General features: G+C 73.2%; 14 protein-coding genes. 3 read left to right on the top strand and 11 right to left on the bottom strand.

The window, feature by feature from the left end:
* Positions 1–4 precede the first annotated feature (4 nt).
* On the bottom strand, positions 5–2,407 hold the full coding sequence (locus ACN9M0_RS05420) for a LuxR C-terminal-related transcriptional regulator (RefSeq protein ID WP_426403215.1): 2,403 nt from the start codon (positions 2,405–2,407) through the stop codon (positions 5–7).
* A 206-nt stretch (positions 2,408–2,613) separates the two neighbouring features.
* On the opposite strand from ACN9M0_RS05420, the gene ACN9M0_RS05415 reads away from it, so the two are divergent.
* Positions 2,614–3,090 (top strand): helix-turn-helix domain-containing protein, encoded by a 477-nt coding sequence (locus ACN9M0_RS05415; protein ID WP_366038593.1) that lies wholly within the window; start codon positions 2,614–2,616, stop codon positions 3,088–3,090.
* A 63-nt stretch (positions 3,091–3,153) separates the two neighbouring features.
* Here ACN9M0_RS05415 and ACN9M0_RS05410 read toward each other — a convergent pair whose 3' ends face one another.
* The 10 genes from ACN9M0_RS05410 to ACN9M0_RS05365 form a co-directional block, all read right to left on the bottom strand.
* Positions 3,154–3,840, bottom strand: a complete 687-nt coding sequence (locus ACN9M0_RS05410; RefSeq protein ID WP_366038594.1) for a 2OG-Fe(II) oxygenase — start codon at positions 3,838–3,840, stop codon at positions 3,154–3,156.
* Positions 3,841–3,910: 70 nt separating this feature from the next.
* On the bottom strand, positions 3,911–5,584 hold the full coding sequence (locus ACN9M0_RS05405; protein WP_426403214.1) for a B12-binding domain-containing radical SAM protein: 1,674 nt from the start codon (positions 5,582–5,584) through the stop codon (positions 3,911–3,913).
* Between the two features lie 63 nt (positions 5,585–5,647).
* A complete protein-coding gene (locus ACN9M0_RS05400) occupies positions 5,648–8,764 on the bottom strand; it encodes an AAA family ATPase (RefSeq protein WP_426403213.1) in 3,117 nt (1,038 codons plus the stop codon).
* A 127-nt stretch (positions 8,765–8,891) separates the two neighbouring features.
* Positions 8,892–10,442 (bottom strand): MFS transporter, encoded by a 1,551-nt coding sequence (locus ACN9M0_RS05395; protein ID WP_366038597.1) that lies wholly within the window; start codon positions 10,440–10,442, stop codon positions 8,892–8,894.
* Positions 10,439–11,137, bottom strand: coding sequence for an iron-containing redox enzyme family protein (locus ACN9M0_RS05390; protein ID WP_426403212.1), 699 nt, complete (start codon positions 11,135–11,137; stop codon positions 10,439–10,441). Before ACN9M0_RS05390 ends, ACN9M0_RS05395 begins: the two co-directional genes overlap by 4 nt.
* A gap of 2 nt (positions 11,138–11,139) precedes the next feature.
* Positions 11,140–12,174 carry a radical SAM protein gene (locus ACN9M0_RS05385; RefSeq protein ID WP_399699586.1) on the bottom strand — a complete coding sequence of 345 codons (1,035 nt, stop codon included), beginning with the start codon at positions 12,172–12,174 and terminating at the stop codon, positions 11,140–11,142.
* On the bottom strand, positions 12,149–13,249 hold the full coding sequence (locus ACN9M0_RS05380) for a radical SAM/SPASM domain-containing protein (protein WP_366038601.1): 1,101 nt from the start codon (positions 13,247–13,249) through the stop codon (positions 12,149–12,151). The genes ACN9M0_RS05385 and ACN9M0_RS05380 overlap by 26 nt, the downstream gene beginning before the upstream one ends.
* Positions 13,250–13,253: 4 nt before the next feature.
* Complete coding sequence (locus ACN9M0_RS05375; protein WP_366038602.1) at positions 13,254–13,886, bottom strand: GAF domain-containing protein; 633 nt, start codon at positions 13,884–13,886, stop codon at positions 13,254–13,256.
* Complete coding sequence (locus ACN9M0_RS05370) at positions 13,867–14,817, bottom strand: S8 family serine peptidase (RefSeq protein ID WP_366038603.1); 951 nt, start codon at positions 14,815–14,817, stop codon at positions 13,867–13,869. Before ACN9M0_RS05370 ends, ACN9M0_RS05375 begins: the two co-directional genes overlap by 20 nt.
* A gap of 1,002 nt (positions 14,818–15,819) precedes the next feature.
* A complete protein-coding gene (locus ACN9M0_RS05365; RefSeq protein ID WP_399699585.1) occupies positions 15,820–16,527 on the bottom strand; it encodes a DUF4097 family beta strand repeat-containing protein in 708 nt (235 codons plus the stop codon).
* A 217-nt stretch (positions 16,528–16,744) separates the two neighbouring features.
* Here ACN9M0_RS05365 and ACN9M0_RS05360 point away from each other — a divergent pair, with 217 nt between their 5' ends.
* Together ACN9M0_RS05360 and ACN9M0_RS05355 are read left to right on the top strand one after the other, a co-directional pair.
* Positions 16,745–18,583, top strand: coding sequence for a fatty acyl-AMP ligase (locus ACN9M0_RS05360; protein WP_426403211.1), 1,839 nt, complete (start codon positions 16,745–16,747; stop codon positions 18,581–18,583).
* Entirely contained in the window at positions 18,577–20,304 is a 1,728-nt protein-coding gene (locus tag ACN9M0_RS05355) for an acyl-CoA dehydrogenase (RefSeq protein WP_426403210.1), read from the top strand. Before ACN9M0_RS05360 ends, ACN9M0_RS05355 begins: the two co-directional genes overlap by 7 nt.
* Positions 20,305–20,338 lie beyond the last annotated feature (34 nt).

Below are 20,338 nucleotides of genomic sequence, written 5' to 3'. Positions count from 1 at the left end.
GTCGTCAAAGTCCCGCCTGGGACGGGATGAGCGCCGGTCCGGGCAGGGCGGGGGCAGACGGAGGAAGGGCCCTGCGGAGGAACAGGGGCGGTTCCGGTGACGGGCGCAGGCCGGAGCGGTGCATCCAGCTCGCTATCTCCACTCGGGAGGAACAGCCCAGCTTCTTCATCGTGTCCCGGATGTGGTTGACCACGGTCCACTCCGAGATCGCCAGCCGGTGGGCGATCTGCCGGTTGCTCAGGCCGGCTGCCACCAGGCGCGAGACCTCGGTCTGACGCGGCGTCAGTGGCTCGATCCGGGTTCGGGTGTCCGGGGGTAAGGGGCCCGCGGGTGTGGCGGCGGGAGTGGCGGGGGCGGGGACGAGGGAGGCCAGAAGGTCCGGGAGCGACACTTGGGAACCCTCGACCAGGGCACGGGAGAAGGCGGCCTCGCCCAGCAGCTCCCGCACCGGCTCCTCCAGTCGGGCCATGGCGAAGTCGGGCGTGCCCGCCTCCTCCGGGAACGCGCTGCGCCAGGTGTGGAAGGCGCCCAGGCCGCGGGCGGTGCCCATGGCGCGTTCGACGACGTCGGGCAGGGCGGGACTGCCCAGCGTGGTGGCGATGGCGCCCAGGACGGCCGGCGGCCCCAGGGCGCGCAGGGTCGTCAGGGCCCGCTCGCAGTAGTGCGCCGTGGCCTGCGCGCGTCCCTCCGCGGCCGCGAAGACGGCCAGGTGGAGCAGGGCGGCACCGGCGGCGAGCGTGTCGCGCCCCTGCTGGGCCGCGGCCAGCACCTCCAGTGCGGTGGCCGCCGCGGCCGCCGTGTCACCGAGACGGAATCCCGCGAGTGCGGCCTCCAGCGACACGTAGCGGGCCTCGTGGCGGTCGCCGTCGGACCGGTGCCGGTCGGCCGCCTCGTGGAGCAGGGCAGCGCCGCGGTAGGGGTCGGTGGCCAGGACGCACAGGGCCCGCAGTCGCGTCACCCGCGCGGCCAGCCCCGCGGCTTGGGCGGCATCCGCCGTGATCCGGTCCAGCAGGTCCGTGGCAGCCTCGGGCTGGCCCGCCAGGATGCCCGCCTCGCCGAGCAGTAGGTCGACGCGGATCCGGTCGCGGTCGCCGGTCGAGGTCCACGACGGGTCGGGGCGGGGGCGCGCCTCGGCCCAGGCGCTCCAGCCGCCCGTGGCCCACCAGTAGACACGGATGCCGTCGACGAGGTCGAGCGCCTCGCCGGTCCGCCCGTGGCGGAGCAGCGTCTCCAGTGCCGTACGGAGGTTGCGTTCCTCGCTCCAGAAGGCGATCAGGCCCGAGCGCTGGTGCCCTGAGATGATCCGGTCGGCGGCGGCGCGGGCCAGGGCCGCGTAGTAGCGGGCGTGCGCCAGCCGGGCCGCGGCGTCCTCGGGCGGCGGGAGACGGCGCGCGGGACCGTCCGGCGGCAGCCGCAGCCGGAACCGGGCCGTGCCGTCCAGGCGGCCTGACGGCAGGGTGGAGGCGGTGAGCAGATGGCCGCGCAGCAGGGTCTCCAGTGCCGAGGAGAACTCCTCCGGTGCGACGGCCGTGATGTGGCGCAGCGCCTCGGGGCCGAAGCCGCCGCTGAACACCTGGCAGTGGGCCAGCAGCCGGATCGGCGTCCCGTCGGCGGCCCGGGGAGGGGCGCCGTGGGGATCGCCACCGGCCGCCGCGGAGGGGGCGCCGTCCTCGGCGTGGACCGGGTACGGGACGGTCCGGTCGCCGAGCGAGGCCCACGCCACCTCGGGGCTCTCCAGCGCGGCCACCCGCGCGGTGCGGCAGAGCGCGCCGGGGTTGCCACCCACCTCGACGCAGGTCCGGGCGATGACCTGCTGATTGTGCAGTTGGAGGGAGAACGCGGGATTGATCGTGCGCAGGCAGGCGAGGTACATCTGCACCGAGGGAACGCGTGCCAGTGCGCCGAGATCCAGCGCCGAGCAGTCGAGCGGCACGGGCAGCGGGTCCACGGGGAAGGGAACGAGGCCGTGGGCCGCGGGGGGCTGGCGGGCCGTGCCGAGAACCACGACGGACGCGACCGCGCAGGCCCGCAGCAGCCGGTGGTGGTCCGAGTGGTCGAGGTCGTCGACGAGCAGGAGCGGTCGGGCCCCTCCCGCGTCCCTGCCGGCGGTGAGGTCGGCGAGAAGGTCGAGCGCGCTGTCCGCGTAGGGCTCGGCCGCGGTCGCCACGCGCACGGTGGTGGCGCCGGTCGACGCGCGGTACGCGGCCGCCGCCTCGGCCGCGAGCCGCGTCTTGCCCGCACCCGGGACACCGGTCAGCAGCACTCCGGGGGTCGACGGATCCGTCAGCAGCGCCGACAGTGCGGCGATCTCGGCGTCCCGTCCGATCATGTCGGCGGGGAACGCGGTGGGTGGGGGTGCAGCGGACAGGCGGGCGTTCTTCACAGATGAGGGCACGGGGATCGTCAAGGACGGCTCCGGGAGATGGACCCAGGCGGGTGGGGACAGCCAGGCGTTTCAGCTGAGATGAACAACCATTTCGCAGTTTTCATATCCGTTTACGACTTCAGCATGGCCGCCGACCCTGGGGGTGTCAACTACAGTGAAAATCAACGGATTTGCATTCGCCTGTGCGGGTAAGCGTGCTGGAGGGCGGCGGCAGAAGGGAGTAGGCGGTGGCCGAAACGGAACCCACGCCGTCGTCACTGAGCCGCAAGATCGACGGACTCTTCCGGCTCGTCCGCAGGCCCGACGGCCTGCCGTTCAGCAACGGGGAGGTTGCCACCGCGTGCCGGGAGGCCACGGGGGTGTCCTTCTCGACCACGTACCTGTGGCAGTTGCGCACCGGACGCAGGAACAATCCGACGAAGCGCCACCTGGAGGCCCTGGCCGACCACTTCGAGGTCCCGGTCTCCTACTTCTTCGACGACGAGCACGGTGCGAAGATCGCCGCGGAGATCGAACTCCTCGGCGCCCTGCGGGACGCCGGGGTGCGCAGTGTGGCACTGCGTGCGGTGGGGCTCTCCTCCGAGGCGCTCGGCACCGTCAGCGACCTCATCGACGTGATCGCCGTCCGTGAGGCGGCCGCCCGGCGTGCCCGGGGCGCGGGGGAGGAACCGCCTGCGGCGGAACCCCGCGACGACCGGGTCTGAGGGCCGACCGCCCTGTGCGGGACGGTCCGTCCGGGCGGCGGACGGGTGCCGGTGCGGACCCGGTCACTGCGGTCGTTCGGCGGGCCGGCGCAGGAAGAAGCCCGCGACGGAGCCGCGGACCCGGTCCCCGGCGTGCGGCTCCACCTTCTTGATCATGTGCGGCACGCCCGACCGCAGGACGACCAGCCGGTTGGGGCGCGGGGCGACGTAGTGTCCGACCCGCGAGGTGAGGTGGGCGTTCTGGTCGGCGGACCGCGCCCCGGGTGTTCCGCTGGAGACGAGCAGTTCGGCGCCCCAGGACGCCTGCCACTCGGGGTGCGCATAGAGCACGAACGAGGCGGCCCGGTCGCCGGAGTCGTCGTGCCAGGCCAGTCCGGAGCCCTGCGGGTAGAGGAAGGGGCGGCAGGTGAGGGCGTGCCAGTCCGTTCCGAACCGACCGGTCCACGGCTCGATGCGGGTTCCCTCCTCGGCCAGTTGCTTCACCACGGCGTCGGTCGCCCCGCCGGACGGGTATGCAGCGTGGTCGGCGAAGCGTCCCGTGAAGTGGCCGGCCGGGTCGTTCAGCGTGCCGGGCCCGCTGAGGGGACTGCCGTCCAACAGCCCGTAGACCTTGTTCCACGACCCGTCCCGGCGGCCGTGTACGAAGTGGTACTCCTCGGAGCGCAGTTGCTCCCACAGCCCGGTTGCGGCCTCTGGGGCGAGGAAGTCGTCGAAGACGGCGAAGTCATCCGTGCTCCAGGTCAGTTCCATGGGTGTCCTCCGTGGACGGGGAAGGCGGTACGGCAGGGGAGGAGCGGGTGCGAAGGCGGGGTGGGCCGGGTCAGCCGGTGGCGGTCTGGAGGCTCCCGGTGCCCGCCGGGACGGGTGGCGGTGCGGCCCCCTCCTGGAGCAGTCGCTGCGTCATGCCCGCCGCCCGCGTGTCGCCCGAGCCCAGCACCAGCCGCAGCATCTCGGCCGCGGGCCCCGAACGTCCGTGCGCGAGGTGCACGGTGGCCACGTTGAGGGGGCGCAGCCAGTCCGGCTGCCGGGCCTCCTTCACCGGCCCCTCGTCGATGAAGGTCACTCCGGGGCAGTCGGACAGCCGGTCGGCAAGATGGGCCGCCAGCTCCCGGGGCGGCATCGGCTCGCAGTACACCAGTGGTGTCAGCAGGTCGGCCGCGGAGACGGTGCGGGGTCCGGCTGCACCGGTCGCGGAGAGCGGCCCGTCCGCCCGGTACAGGTGCCGGGCGTCGAGAGGAGTGCGGGCCAGCGGGGTGTGCGGGTAGACCCGCAGTCCGCAGGAGTAGCCCACCGACACGCCCCGGTCGGCCAGTCGGCGGATGTGGCGGACCGCGTTCTCCAGGGTGGCGGCCGTCTCGCCGGGCTGGCCGAACAGCACCCCGATCTGGACGTCCATCCACTCCGGCCGGCGCCGCAGCAACAGACCGAAGGTGTCCTCGACGTCGGACATCCGGTAGTTCTTGTGGTGCCCGCGCAGCATCCGGTCGTCGAAGGCGTCCACCGAGAAACTCGGACGCACGCAGCGGGACCGGATCAGGGCGTCCATCAGCCGCTCGGAGAACGGCCTGACGTTGAAGTAGCCGTGCCAGCTGATCACTTCGCCATGTCGGCTTCCGGCCAGTGCCTCGCACACCTCGGTCAGGGCCCCTTCGTAGGGGAGGTTGACCTCGGGGGCGGCCAGATGGAAGTGGGTCAGCCCGTACCGCTCGACGTAGTGTTCCGCCTCGGCGGCGACAGCCCGGGCGGGGCGCGCGTCCACCCTGCCGACGTTCAGCGGATCGACGCAGTACGAGCAGCGCAGCGGGCAGCCCGCGTGGCTGCGCAGCGCGGTGGGGATGCCCCGGGCCTTGGCGAACAGCACGTACTCCGGTGCGATCCGCGGCAGCGCGGTGGTGGGCCGGGACACCACGTCGGGCCGCGGCCGCAGGCCGGGCCCCAGGGCTCCGTCGGCGGTGCGCACCAGGCCGCCGGGGAGCGTGGACAGCGTCTCGGCGACCACCTGCCGCACGCCCCGTGAGCCGCCGTCGGCGACCGCGCGCGCCAGCAGGGCGGTGAACGCGGCCTCACCGGGACCGGCGAGTCCGAAGTCCAGTCCGAGCCGGTCCATCACCTCCACCGGGCAGGAGGTGAACGCCGCGCCGCCCGCCACCACCGGCAGCCCGGGGTCCCAGGCGCGCAGCGTCGCGGTCAGCTCGGCGATGGGCGCCAGGTAGTCCACCACGTCGATCCACCGCCCGTCCGCGCCGGCCGACGTGTCGCAGGCGACCACGGCGTTGTCGATGTTGCGGATCGACAGTGCGACGAGGTCGGGCCGGACCCGGTCGAGCACATCGGTCAACAGACCGGTGTGGTCGAGCGATTCGAGGAACGGGTTGCACACGGACACCTCGACCGGCAGTCCGCTTTCGGTGACCGCGGCCCGCAGGATCTCCAGTCCGTACGGGCCGACCGGCAGGACCTGGTGGGGGTTGGCGTAGAGCAGGAGGACACGCACGGGCGGCTGCTTTCTCGGAGTTCCCTCGCGGGGACGGGTCGTGCGGTGGGGCGGTGCGTACCGCTATGCCTGCGGGGCGCGCACGCCCAGGTCCTGTTTGGCTTCGATCGCCCGCTGCAGTGCGGTCAGCGCCCGCCCGGCCACCGGGAGGCCGGTACGGCGGGCGAGGACGGCGCTGCAGAGCAGCGGTGTGATCACCGCGCCGCTCCCGCGCACCGTGCCCAGATGACGGACCACGGCGTCCAGATGCGTCGCGGCCGGTTCCGGGTCGCCTGCCCGCAACGCCCGTACGGCGCGGGCCTGCAGGGCGACGGTGTACTCCGCCCAGGCCTCGGGGGGTGGAAGGGTCACCTCGTCGAGCGCGGACCCGCGCCCCGCGCCGCCGGGCCGTCCTCCACCGGACGCCTCCCGGGCCAGCTCGGCCTGGAGGCGGGACAGCGACGCCTGGCGGACCATGCCGAGGGCGGCGCAGCGATCGCCCTGGGCGGTCCACCAGTCGGCCGCGGCACCCCAGTCGCCGGACCGGGCCGCCAGGACGGCACGCCAGCCCGCGATGGTCGCGGCCCCGGTGCCCTGGCCCAGATCGCGCAGCACCTCCTCGGCCTCGTCCATCGCGGAGTCGGCCGCCGCCCGGTCGCCGGCCATGTGGCGCACCAACGCCAGCGCGACGCCGGTGGCCGAGCTCAGCAGCCGGGAACCGGCGACCTCCTGATGCAGTCGCTCGCAGTCCGCGAGTGCGGTGGGGACCGGGGTGTCGCCGTTGACCAGGGCCATCGCCAGGTTGGCGTAGACCTCGGTCAGGCCCAGGCAGGTCCCGGCGCCGTCGGCCGACTGCAGCGCGGAGCGCAGCGCCCGCTCGGCGGCGGGGTGGTCGCCCGCCCGCAGGGACTGGAGCCCGGCGTACAGGTGTGCCCCGACCCGGGCCTCGGGCTCCGGGGAGGCGACCGCGGCGAGGTAGTGCGGATCGTCCGGTACGGCGGGCGCGTCGCCGGTCAGATAGGTGCGGGAGTACAGCGAGTTGAGGCGGGCGTGGATCCGGGCGGCCGGGGCGGCCCGGCCCGGGTCCGACAGCACGCGCTCGACGCGTTCGAGGGCGGCCTGCGGGATTCCCTGAGTGCCGAGGGCATACGCCTCCAGGACATCCAGGTCGTGGCACTGCGCGCGCTCCGTCTCCGCCAGTGCGCGGGCGCGTCCGGTGAGCGCCAGCACCAGTTCGGGTCGCCCACGGGAGAGGGCGAAGCGGGCGGCGACGCCGAATGCGGACACGGCGGACTCGGCGGCCCTGGTCGTCCGGTCGGAGCCGGGCTCCACCCCGCGCAACGCGGTGTGCGCGGCCTCCCAGTGCCCGGCCAGCAACTCGGCGACGGCGGGGCGCCGTTCGGCCACGGGTTCCAGGGAGCGCGCGAGCCTGGCGTGCGCGTCGGCGGTCTCGGAGAGCGTCAGCCGCCGCAGTGCCACCTCGGCCACGACCGGAAAGGCCGGGGCCAGCCGGCCCTTGTGGGCGTCGGCGGACTCCACAAGACCGGCTTCGAGGAGGCAGGCCGCGGCCGCGGCGACCCTGTCGGGTGCCATCAGGGCGCCCAGGTCTTCCAGGGACAGGTCCCGGCCGGCGGCGGCGAGCAGTACCAGGAGTTCCTGCGCGTCGGTGTCCAGCCGATCCAGCCGGGCACCGAGCGCGGCGTGCGCGCTGGGTGGCGCCCAGTCGTCGCCGGGCTGGGCGAAGCGGCTCAGAACGACCATCTGCTCGATGTACCGGGGGATGCCGCCGGCCCGTGAGGCGATCTCCTCGGCGGCGGAGTCGGGGGCGAGGAGGGCGGCAGAGGCCGGGTCATGTCCAGGGGCCCCGGTGCCGGTGGACCGGGAGCGGTCGGCGGTCGGGTCGTGCTGCGCGGTGAGCAGCCGGTGGGCCAGCCGCCGCGCGTCGGGCCTTCCGAGTGGCGGCACGGTGAGCCGGTGGTCCCCCCGGTCGGCCAGCGCCTCGGGGGCCGAGACCCCGACCAGCAGCACCACGACCGGCCGCCCCGGTGCGGCGGTCAGCTCGTCGAGCAGGTCGGCCAGTGCCCCGGGGGTCCATTCGCTGTGCTCGACCACCAGAAGCAGGGGCCGCGCGCCCCGCAGACGGTCCAGTGCCGCGGTGAGCGCACGGCCCAGCTCGCCGCGGTCCTGGGCCAGGGCCTGCTCGGCCCGGGTGGAGGCGCCGGTCAGCTGCACCGTCACGTCCACCCTGTCGTGGCCCTGCCGTGCGGCGTTCTCGATCTCCTCCAGGAACAGACAGCAGGCCAGCAAGTCGAGTCCGGTCCCGGCGGGCGGGCAGCGCAGGACGGCCGTGGCCAGGCCGGTGCAGTGGTCGAGCGCCTCGGTGACCAGCCGGGACTTGCCCACCCCGGAGGGGCCCCCGACCAGGATCAGGGTCGGGTCGGCGGCAGTGGCGGCCGCGCCGATACGGGCGGCCAGCTCGCCGACCAGGTCGGCCCTTCCGACGGTGCCCGTGCCGGGGGTCTGGGTGTCGGCCGGACCGACGATCCAGGCCGGGACGGATCGGGCGAAGCCCTTGGCGGTGACCGGTTCGATCGCCCGCAGCGGGAAGTGGTCCTGCAATTGGAGCCGGGTGGCCAGGTCCACGATCACCCCGTCGTCGGGGGCGTACTCCTGGAGCCGGGCTGCCCGGTTGAGCACCGAGCCGATGACGAAGCTCGACGTCCGCCCGCTGACCGCGACATGACCGGAGGCGACCGCGCACCGCACCGGGAAGTCGGCCAGCAGGAGCTCGCCCAAGCCCCGCGCGTACTCGCCGGTGCGGTGCGCGATGGCGGTGGCGGCGGAGACGGCGGTGGCGGCGGCCGACTCGCCGTGCCCCTCGACGCCGAACACGGCGACGACCGCGTCGCCGATGAACTTCTCCACCTTGCCGCCGTACCCCTCCACCAGCGAGCCGACCAGCGAGAAGTAGCCGTCCAGGACGGCCGCCCACCGGTCGGGTTCGAGCGAGGTGGCCAGCCCGGTGGAGCCGACCACGTCGCAGAAGACGACGGAGACGAAGCGCAGGCCGCTGGCGGGAGTGGTGGGTAGGCCGATCTCCACTCCGCAGGCCATGCAGAAGCGGGCCGCCGACGGGTTGTCGACACCGCAGCCGGTGCACCGGCTCGCGGTGGTTACGATGGGACCGGTGGGCTTGCTCATGCTGTCCTCCCCGTTCACTGAGCGGCAGTCGGGTGGTTCACGACGCTTGCCCCGTCGTGAACCACCCGGTCTGTGCTACGGCCCAGACGTCACCGGTCCGGGGCCGATCCCCTGACGAGGCTCGGCACTACCAGAGGTAGCCGCCGCTGGGGTCGGAGAGCGAGTGGCCCTCCACGTCCGAACCCGCGGCCTCGACCCGGGCCTTGACGCTCAGCAGGACGTTGACCTCGTCCTCGGTGAGGGACTTGAGCACCGCCTGCTGGGCGTCGTTGGCGTCGGTCAGGGAGAAACCGGCTTCGGCCAGCTTGTCGATCTTGTCTGCCATGGTGATCTCCTCGGTTGACGAGCCTGCGCGTTTCCCGCGCGGGGCTCTGGTTTCCCGGTGCGGCGCACCGGAGTTCAGGGGGGCAGGGTCGGGCGTCGGCTCCTCGGCCCGGCCGGCGCCGTCGTCCGCGCCGGACGGCGGAGCGGTGGGCGGTACGCCGCCGAGCCGGACGGCGACCACGACAGCGGTGAGCAGCAGGGCGGCACCCGCCAGCAGCAGGAGGCTTCCGAGCCCGATCCACACGACCAGGGCGGCAGCCAGCACGGGGGCCAGTACGTTCAGTACGGCCGGCACGGAATTCATGAGCGCCCATACCCGGCCGGTCAGCTCGACCGGCGTCTCGGAATGTACGACGCTGGGAAAAGTGACGAGGATTCCGGCGCTTGCGATTCCCAGAAGGAAAATAACACACAGCCATATGGCGGAGTCAATACGCATTTCATGGCGAATGGCGAATCCGATGACGACGACGATGCAGCCGATCACCAGGACCGACCCCGCCATGGTGAGGAAAGGCCGAAGGCGCGCTGCGAAACGGCCCATGAGCAGCGAACCCGTGACCCCGCCCAATCCGACGGCGGACACCATGTAGCCGATGTAGGGCGTTCCCATTCCAAGTGCCGGCACGATCAGGGCAGCCATGGAGTCGTAAAGGAAGACGACGAACATCAGGCTGCACATGACGAACAGAAGGGAACGAAGAAGGCGTGATCCGAAAACGTGCTGGAATCCTTCCCCCAGTTCTCTGAAGTAATGCGGATCTGCACTCCGGGAAGGTGACGACGTGGTGCGCAGGGCACGGGCGGCGATCACGCCGACGAGAAACGTGCACGCGTTGGCCGCGAACACCGCCCGGGGCGACATGAAGGCGACCAGCAGACCACCGAGCGCTGGCCCGAGGATCTTGACCGATTGCATCGCCGTCTGGAGCAGCACGGTGGCGGCCTGGACACCGTCGGGCGGCACCGAGACCCGCAACTGGATCTGGCCCGCGAGCCCGCCGACCGAGCCCAGCGCCGAACGGACCAGCACCAGCCCGGCCGCCCAGTACACCCCGGGGGCGACCACCAGGCCCAGGGTGAGCCCTGCCTGTACGAGGTCGGTGAGGATCAGCACCCGGCGCGATTGCCGACGGTCCACCAGCACCGCCAGGAACGGGGTCGCCAGCAGCGGCAGCATGCTCGCGGCCACCACCAGCGCCAGATCGCCCGCGCCGCCGTGCCAGACCGTGGTGACCAACACCAGCAGTGCCACCTGGTCCAGCCAGTCGCCCAGGCCGGAGACCACCGCGCTGGTGTACAGCAGCCGGAAGTCGCGGCCCGCCAGCGGGCCCGGAACCCGCACGCGGCTCATCCGGCCAGTGCCACCGGGTAGCGCCGGTGGACCCGGCCGAGTACGTCCTCCATCACCTCGATCAGCCCCCTCATGGAATGCAGCGCGCTCACACCGAGCAGTTCCTCCTGCGCCGGGTCGAGCGGCAGCCGGTCGATCAGCCGGTGCACGTCGTCGCGGTGCTGCACGTCCAGCTGGGCGTGCCGGGCGATGGTGCGGAACGACGCCTCCGGCAGCCCGGTCCGGACCGCCAGGTCACCGGCCAGCCCGGGACCGGGCGGGTTGCCCTCCAGCACCGCGATGTGCCCCACGAGTGCCACCGGATGCACATGGCGCAGCCAGTAGTACTGCGAGCCGACCAGCGAGGCGATGGCCGCCCCCGGCAGCGTCGTGCGCAGCGTCTCGGCATCACCCCCGGCCACCACGTAGTCGTCGGCCACCCACTGGTCGTGCCCGTACTCCTCACGGATGTGCTTGGCCAGGTAGCGGCCCACCAGGTCGGCCACCGGGTCGTCCTGACGGGCAGTGCACTGCTCGACGGCTGCCAGCATCAGCGGCACCGTGGCCCGGATCGTCCCGTGCAGCGTCTTGAGCCACTCCAGGTACACCTGGTCGCCGTGCGGATGGGTCCACATCTGCCGGGACGCGGCGTCCACCGCCGGCATCAGCAGCCCGATCTTGCGGCGCAGCGCCTGCGACCTCGTCTGCTCCTCCACCGTCAACCGCCTTCCCTCAGGGCCACGCCGAGTGCTGTCACGGAGTCCGCGGCCCGCCCCGGGCGGCCGGCGATGTCGTACGCCTTCCAGCAGCCGCCGCAGACGTTCTCGAAGCGTTCCTCGCGCAGGGCCTCGAAGCCGGGCAGGTCGGCCGCCGCTCCCGGGCCCAGGTGCCCCACCACCCTCAGCAGCGGATCGTCCCGGAACCCGGTCAGCGCCTGCGCCACGCCCTCGGGCCGCCGGGTCGGGGCACGCAGCGCGGACGGCCCGTGACCGGTGATCAGCCCCTCGTTGCAGCAGGGGATCACCACCCCGTCGTAGCGGACCGTGGGCGAGCCGAGCAGGGTGCACGCCGGCAACGCCCCCACCTCGTGCCGGCTCTGGATGGCGAAGACCCCCGAGCCCCGCCCGTACCGGAGGGGGGTGATCAGCTTGGTCTCGGCCTCGTCGGCCCACCGCGGGCCGAGCGCCTCCGACAGCAGCTCCTCGGCCACCCGCGCGCCGTCGCCCGTGTCCAGTTCCTGGACGACGATGCGACAGCCCGCCCGGTGGGCCGCGCGCAGCGCGCCGACGAACCGGTGGTTCGACACACCGCCCTGGTGGAAGCCGTCCGTGCTCAGGAAGAGCGTGGAGATCCGCGGCAGCAGCCGCCGTACCCAGCCGGGCGCGGAGCCGCTCTCACGCGCCCAGTACCCGCTGGTGAAGACGACGGTTTCCAGCCCGGCGTCGGCGAACGCCCCGATCGCGTACGGCAGCGCCCGCTGCTCGGCGAAGGGCTCGCCGCCGGAGACCGCCACCGACCGTAGGCCGGGCAGTGCGACGATGCCGGCGACGACGTCGCGGAACACCTCCCAGTCGGCGACCCTGCCGCCGTCCGCGCGGGCGTCCACCGAGCAGTGTGCACAGCCGACCGGGCACTGGTCGGTGATGTACAGCAGGACCGACTCGCCGCGACGGCGGCGCATCGCCTCGGTGTCCGCCAGCGTGGGGCGGTCGCGGACCGCCTGGGTGTCAGCGCGTGCAGGACGGCTGTTCACGGTCCGCCTCCCATCCCAGGGACACCAGGCCGCCGTAGCGGCCGGAGCGGCGGTCCGAGAAGGCGGTCCCGTCCACCTGCTCGACCATGCGGCGGGCGGCGGCCTCCACCTTCCGCCCGGAGTCGCTGCGCAGGTACTCCGTCACCTGGCGTTCGGCCGAGGCGTCGCCGGACAGTGCGACGCAGTTGCCGCACATGCCCTTGTCGCACGGTCCGTCCGAGAAACGGGCGGCCACGAAGCTGGGGCCGAGCACGCGCAGCGCCCGGTACAGCTCCCGGCGCAGGAACTTCTCGCGCAGCTCGGGCCACGACTGGCGGGACGCGTGGCCGAGGACCAGGTGCTCCGGCATGCGCCGCTCCACCAGGTCCTGGTTGCAGCAGGCGTAGACAGTGCCGTCGTAGGTGACCAGCGGCCAGGTGATCCGGTCGCACGGGTCGACGGGCGCGACCGGGACGCCGGAGGAGGGCGTCGGAGTCAGCCCGCGGAGCTGGCGGCCACGGCCGATCGGACTCAAGGTGCCCACCAGGATGGGTACTTGGTCGTCGAACTCCCGGCGCACGTCGTCGATCAGGTCCTGGAGGTAGGGATCGTCGTCCCCCCGCCCGGTGAGCTGGAAGCTCACGTGCGGCACCAGCTCGCGTATGCGGTGCATCGCCCGGAAGACGTCGGCCCGGCCCACCTCGCGTTCGTGGAACTCGTCGAGGCTGGCCGCGAAGTGGTCCACCTCGCGGATCGCCGCGGACACCGGGGCAGGCAGCCGCCGGTTCTCCCGGGCGAACCACATGCCCGACAGCACGTACGAACGGGTGCCCACGGACCGGGCGGTGCGCGCGAGGTCGGCGACGAGCGCGGCCCGCAGCAGCGCCTCACCGCCGGACATCAGCAGCAGGTCCGGTCGGGTCTCCTGCTCGAAGGACTCCACGAGCCGACGGAACGGCGTCTCGGGATGCTGTTCGCTGGTACTGGAGGAGTCGGTGGAGCAGTGGGCGCACGACAGCGGGCAGCGGCGGGTCAGGGCCAGATAGAGGCCGGCGGCGGGCTTGTTGCGGATGGCGCCGATTTCCAGCAGGTGCATGGGATCACCCCCTTCTCGATGTCAGTGCGCTGGCGATCTCCTCGAGGGAGGCGAGCGTCCGCGCGGCATTCGGGTCGTCGGTGCTGGCCAGGTCGGCCACCAGGGTGGTCAGCCGTTCGGCGGCCGCCGCGTTCCGTCCGGCGGGGCCGGGCAGCGGGCCCGCCAGCGCCAGGGCCGCCGCGCACTGGCGCGCCAGCTCGGAGACCAACTCCAGGCCGGAGGTCGTGCTGCGGGGTCCCAGCACCGGGTCGAGCACCTCCAGAACGCCGAAGACGGACCCGTCGGTGTCCAGCGGCGCGGCGATGATGGCCTTCGGTATCCGGCCGGTGGAGGCCGCGAAGTCCCGGTTGAACTGCGGGTGGTTGTCGAGGTTGTCGGCGATCACCGCCTCCCCGCTCTGGAAGACCCACCCGGCGATGCCGCTGTAGTCGGGGATGGTCCAGCCCACCAGGCTGTCCTCACGGGGGTCGGAGATCGCCTCCAGAACGAGTGCCTCACCCGCCGCGTCGTGCAGGAAGACCGACGAGGCGGGAGCGCCGAAGACGAGCCGGGCCAGCCGTACGGTCGAGCGCAACACCTCGTCGCGCCGGGACAGCGGAGGACCGCTGAGAGGGGCGTCATGCGCCGGATTGGTCATGGCCGGCTCCTTCGGCGGACGGGGTGGATGAGTCGGGTGCGGCGGATGCGTCGGACCGGGCGGGTTCATCGGGCGGGTCCGGAACGGCGGAGGCGGTGACAGGAGCGGGGGCGCGGGGTGGGTCGGACGCGTCGGTGAAGTTGTCCGAGAGGGAGGCGAGAACGTGCTTGACCTCGCTCACCGGAAGATGCGGATGCTTTCCGAGGATGCGGGCCACGAATCCGGTGACATGTGGGGTCGCGAAACTGTTCCCGGAGAGGAACGAACGGCCGCCGCCCGTCCAGGGGACCTCGATCCCGACACCGGCCGCGAAGAATTCGACCGGGGGCTGCGGACTGACCTCGATGCGTTCCGCGTCGGCGATCTCGTGCGACCCGACGGAGATCACCGAGGGGAAGATCCAGGGATAGCTGCGGACCGGGCTGTTGTGCGCCGAGGCCACGATCGCCACCCGGTTGAAGTACGCCTCGTCCGCGATGTCGTGCAGCGAGGCCTTGAAGTCGCCCTTGCGTGAGGAGAGGCTGAGGTTGACGACATGGAAGCGCTCCGCCACCGCCCACCGCAGGGCGGCCAGCAGCATGTTGCCGTCGCCCGCGAGTCGCGGCCCCAGGATGCGCACGCTCGTCAGGCTGACGTCCGGCGCGATCCGCCGGATGATCGCCGCGCACGCGGTGCCGTGACCGGCGGCGTCGCCCGCGTCGTCCGGGACGATCCGGTAGCTCGGCCGGCCGTCGACCGCGGCGTCCTGCTCGATGCGTTCCACCGCGTACGACCCCTCCAGGGGCCCGATCTCGGGATGGTCCGGCGTGACTCCGCTGTCGATGACGCAGATCCGGACTCCCGCTCCGCGCGACCCACCCCAGGCCCATTCCCGGTCCACCGCGGTGGAGGCCGCGACGGATGACCGGTCGACGAGTTCCCCGGCATTCATGTGGGCGAATCGGATCGTTGTTCGACGAAACGCTGTAGTGGTCAATGGCGCCTTCCGGTCACTCGTGGCTCACTCGTATGGCGCGATACCGAACCGTCGGACGTGCCGGACCGTCCCGCCGTCGAACAGCTGAGCGGTGCCCGCGGACCGATTCTGTACGAGGTTCCGGGCCGTCGGACATCCCAGTTGTCTGGGGTGCTTTCCGGCCGGTCCTGCCCCTCGCGGCGCGGAAACTGACAGTTCTCTGCGCTGGCGGTCTCCTTGCGCGGGGAGAGGGGGAGGGCCGCCGTGGGTTCGAGCGGTCGGCCTGGTCGAACTTCGGCGGCCGGGGGGCTCCACGGGAGCCGCACTTCCGGCGGTTGGCGGTCTGGCAGCGCTTCGCCGGGATCGTGTGGCCGGCAGGAGCGGTTCGCGCGGAGCCGTAGGCCTTGTCGGTAGAACCGTGTCCGGCCGGGCCCGCGGGCGGCCCGGTCCGAGCCGGGGCACCCGGGTACGGCCCGGACCCACGGGCTCGGTGCACGCGATCGGCTCGGTCCTGCCGGGCGGGTCACGCCGGCGATGACGCACGCGTTGCGCCCGAGATCTGCCGAGCCAGGTCCCCGAGTCGGCTCAGGACCTCAAGCGTCTCGCGGACGACCTGGCCGCCACGCGGACGCACAGCGGCTCGCCGCGTCCACCCGGCGGCGGCTCGTGATCGGGGCCGCCTGGCCCTCGCGGACCGAACCGGTGGGCACGCTGCTCACCACCGGGACGGCCCTTGCCGGACGGGCGCCGCCACCGGCCGCGCCCGCGACGTCAGGGGAGTGGCGGGCCCGCTTCCCCGCGCCGGCGCAACTGCTCGGCGGCAACAGGGGGGTCGGCCCTGGCGGCCGTGTCGGGACCGTGCGTGGAGGGCGACGGAGCGCGGCTCGGGGGGCCGTGTCAGAGCGGCTTGAAGCGGTCCCTCGGCCGTTTTCGGGGACCGGAGCCCCGTGGGGCGAGGCGGCCTCGGGCAGCCGGTGTTCAGCCGGCCGGGATCACCTGGACGTCCCCGCCCTTGGAGAACACCTTCACCTTGCGCGGTGCCGCGGCCTCGTGCGCGACCCCGACCTTGCGGGATCCGGCCGCCGTGGCGACGTCCAGGGCGTACGGCCCGCCGGGCAGCCGTACCGAGACGTCGCCGCCGTCGGTCGTCGCCGAGAGCCGGTCGGGGGCCGCGGTCATCCGTGCCTCGATGTCGCCGCCCGAGGTGTGCGCCACGAGGCTCGGGGCGGAGCTGTCCTCGATCCGGACGGAGCCTCCGCCCGTGGTGGCGACCGTGGCCGCGGACAGTTCGCGCACGACGATGTCGCCGCCGTCCGTGTCCAGCTTCACCGGGATGCCGCCGGGCACCTCGATGCGGAAGCGGACCCCGCAGTCCCGCACCCCGGTGTCCTCGCACCCGGACGCGGTGACCCTGAGTTCGCCGGAGGTGACGTCGTGACCGGTCGTCGGCTTGTGTGCGGTGTAGTCGAGGATCTCGGTCACACGGACGGCGGTGCCGGTGCCGGCGGCCACCTCGATGTCGCCGCCACCGTTGTGGACCGTCAGGCTCCGGACGTGTTCGGACACGGTGTAGGAGCGGGTCTCCGTGTGGGCGTCCCCGGTCGCCGAACAGCCCATGAGCAGGCCGCAGACGGACGCGAGCGAGGCGATCAGGGGCAGCGGACGCAGGAGATGAGCGGAGCGCACAGCAGGACTTCCTTCGGTGTGGGGGGTGGGCTTCCGACCGGGAGGCTAGGCAGAGCCGAGGGCAGCCATGCGCGTACGGGGGGAGGTCAGGGGTCGGCAGGGGGCGTGCCCGCCGTGGTTCCAAGCGGAAATTTAGGGCGCTCGCCGAGCATGGGGTTCGACCGGGGCCCGGATGCGCGGGGCCGCGGTGGTTCGATCAGCGGCGCGAGGGGGAACGATGCCGGACCCGTCCACATTCACCGAGCTCGTACGGGAGCGGACCGAGGCGCTGGCGGACGCCGACGTCCACATCGAGCTCTGCCACCGGGGCGCGGGAGTCGCCGCCCGGCACATGACGTACGCGGAGATGGACCGGCGCGCCCGCCGCATCGCCTCGGTACTCCAGGACCGGGGCGCCGCGGGAGCGCCGGCGCTCCTGCTGTACTCCTCGACGGCCGACTTCCTCGCCGCCTACGTCGGTTGTCTGTACGCGGGTGTCGTCGCCGTGCCCGCGCCGCTGCCCGGCGGCGGTCCGCGGGGCGGCCGGAGCGACCGGGTGACGTCCGTACTGCGGGACACCGGCGCCCGTCTGGTCCTGACCGAGTCGGCGAACGCCCCCGACGTCTCGCGGTGGCTCGCCGACTCGCTCCTCGACGGCGTCGCCTGCCTGGCGACCGATCTTCCCGGCCTGGGCGACCCGGACGCGTGGAGGCCGGTGCGGACCCGCCCCGACGACCTGGCCTTCCTCCAGTACACCTCGGGCTCGGTGTCCGATCCGCGCGGAGTCATGGTCTCCCACCGGAACCTGATGGCCAATCAGCACCTGCTGCAGCAGGTGCTCGGCACCACGGCGGAGGACCGTTTCGGCGGATGGCTCCCGCACTTCCACGACATGGGCTTCATCGCCCACCTCCTCCACCCGGTCTGGCTGGGCGGTCACTCCGTCCAGATGTCCCCGGTCTCCTTCGTCAAGCGACCGCTGCGCTGGCTCCAGGCCATCGACGCGTACGGCGTGACCGTCGGAGGCGGTCCCAACTTCTGCTACGACCTGTGCACGGAACGGATCACGGACGAGGAGATCGCCGGACTCGACCTCTCCCGCTGGAGACTGGCGCTCAACGGTGCCGAACCGGTGCGCCCGGCGACCCTCGACGCCTTCGCGCGGCGCTTCGCCCCGGCGGGGCTGCGGGCGGAGGCGCTCTACCCCTGTTACGGACTGGCCGAGGCGACCCTCCTCGTCTCCGCCGGTGCCCCCGGTTCTCCGTACACCACGACGACCGCCGACCCGGCCGCCCTGGAACACGGCCGGCTCGCCCCGGCACCGGCGGCCGCCGACGGGCGCGCCCTGGCGGGCTGCGGGCCCGCCACCGGCTACGACCTGCGGATCGTCGATCCGGAGGACCGCGGAGAGCTGCCCCCCGGCACGGTCGGCGAGATCTGGCTGCGCGGCGACAGCGTCGCCCAGGGCTACTGGCGGCGTCCCACCGAGACCGAGGAGACGTTCCGCGCCACCCTGGACGACGGCGAGACCGGCTTCCTGCGCACCGGGGACCTGGGGGTGATCGAGGACGGACACCTGTACGTCACCGGCCGGCTCAAGGAGCTGATCATCCTGAACGGCCGCAACCTCTACCCCCAGGACGTCGAACACGCGGTACGCGGCATCGCTCCCGCCCTCAACCCCGGTGTCGGGGCGGCCTTCTCCGTCGACGCCGGCGGGCGCGAGCAGCTGGTCCTCGTCCAGGAGATCAGGGACACCTCCCCGGACCGGACCGAGGAGTCGGCCGACCGGCGCGCCCTGGTCCGCCGGATCCAGGAGACGGTCGGCGTCGAGTTCAACGTTCCGCTCGCCAACGTCCTGCTCGTGCCGGCCGGCACGGTCCGCCGCACCACCAGCGGGAAGATCCAGCGGGCCCTGATGCGCGCACTCTTCCTGGAGGGCGCCCTGCGGGCCCGCCACGAGGTGCTCGATCCCGCCGTCGAGGACCTCGTCCGGTTCCGCGGCGACCTGGCCGCCGACCTCGGTGAAGACCTGCTGAGCCCCGAGCCGGCCGGTGGCGGGGGCGGCCGGTGGTGACCCCGCTCGCCGTCGGCGACGCCCGGGCCCGCGCGGCGGGCCTGGAGTTCGCCCTGGGCGACCCCGCGGACCCGGCCAATCCCGTCGGCTACGCGCCGCTGCTCGCCGCCGACCGGGCCGCCGAGCGTTTCGCCCGCGGTGAGGAACTCCTCGACGACCGGGGCGTGTTCGCCGAGTTCGTGCCCACCGAGCTCGGCGGCCGCCTCGACTCGTACGAGAACCTCGTCGCCGTCCTGCGCCCCGTCTTCCGCCGCGACGTGGGTCTCGCCATGGGCTACGGAACGATGAGCTGGATGGCCGCCTCCGACGTGTGGCTGGCGGGCACGGAGGAACAGCGGGAATGGCTGGCCGGACTGCTGCTGTCCGGCGGCAAGGCCGCCATCGCCCAGCACGAGACCGCGCACAGCAACCACTACGTGCGCAGTCAGGTGACCGCCCGGCCCTCGGACGGCGGCCTGCTGCTGAGCGGCGCCAAGCCGCTGATCAACAATCTGGAGCGGGCCGGGGCCCTCGTCCTCTTCTGCCGCACGGACACCGCGGGCAGCCGCAGCCACTCGGCCCTGCTGGTCGACCCGGGTGCACTGCCCCGGGACCGCGCCGTGCCGCTGCCCCGCCACGTCACGGTGGGCCTGCGCGGATGCCGCTTCGCGGGGATCGACTTCGACGACTGCCCCGTGCCCGCCTCGGCGTTGCTCGGTCCCCTCGGCAGCGGTGTGACGACGGCCCTGAGGTCCTTCCAGATCAGCCGCACGGTCATCGCCGCGCTCGCGGTCGGAGCGGTGGACACCGTGCTGCGCACGGCCGTCGGATTCGAGCGGTCCGAGCGGCCGGGCGGCCGGTCCGCCCTGGATCCCGACGCCGACCGTGCCTCGGCCGCGACCACCGGTGCCTTCGTCGACCTGCTGCTGTACGACAGCCTCGCCGTGGTCGCCACGCGGACGCTGCACCTGCTGCCCGAGCAGACCAGCGTGTACTCCGCCGCGCTCAAGTACCTGCTGCCCAAGCTGCTCACGGAGACCATGTACACCTTGTCGACCGTCCTCGGATCCGGCATCTACAGCCGTGAGGGAACGCTCGGCATCTTCCAGAAGCACATCCGTGACGTTCCGGTGCTCAGCCTCGGGCACGCGGGCTCCGCCGCCTGCCAGGCGACGATCCTTCCGCAGCTCTCCCGCCTCGCCCGGTCCTCGTGGTTCCGGGAGGACGTGCCGCCCGCCTCGCTGTTCCGCGCCTGGGAACCCCTGCCGGCCCTGGAGCCGGAGCGGCTCAGGCTGGCCTCGGGGCGCGACGCGCTCAGCGCCTGCCTGCCGGCCGTCGCCTCGGACATCCGGGGGCACGGGCCCGCGGAGCAGGCCCTGGCGTCGCTCGCCGGGGTGCTCGTCAGGGAGTTCCACGACCTGCGGGACCGGGTGCGGGCCCTGGAGAGCGACGGCCCGCCCGTCCTCTTCCCCGCGGCCGGTTTCGCCCTGGTCGACCGCTACGTGCTGCTGCTCGCGGCGTCCGCGGTCCTCGGGGTGTGGCGGTACGCCCGCGAGGGCGGCGACCCGTTCCTGGCCGACGCCTCCTGGGCGGCGGCCGCCCTGCACGTGGTGGCCCGCAGGCTCGGGGCCCGCCCACCCGCGCTGCCGCCCGAGTGCGAGCGCCACGTCCGCCACGAGATGCTGCTCCGCTTCGGCGCCCAGCTCAGCTTCGACCTCTACAACACGCCCGTGTGCGGCTGACCGCCGGCAGCGCGCACCGCCGAAGGAGTTCTCT

Source organism: Streptomyces sp. R-07 (assembly GCF_049913175.1).
GTDB lineage: Bacteria > Actinomycetota > Actinomycetes > Streptomycetales > Streptomycetaceae > Streptomyces.
Note: the sequence above shows the minus strand (reverse complement) of the source record. Positions and strands in the feature narration are given on the sequence as shown.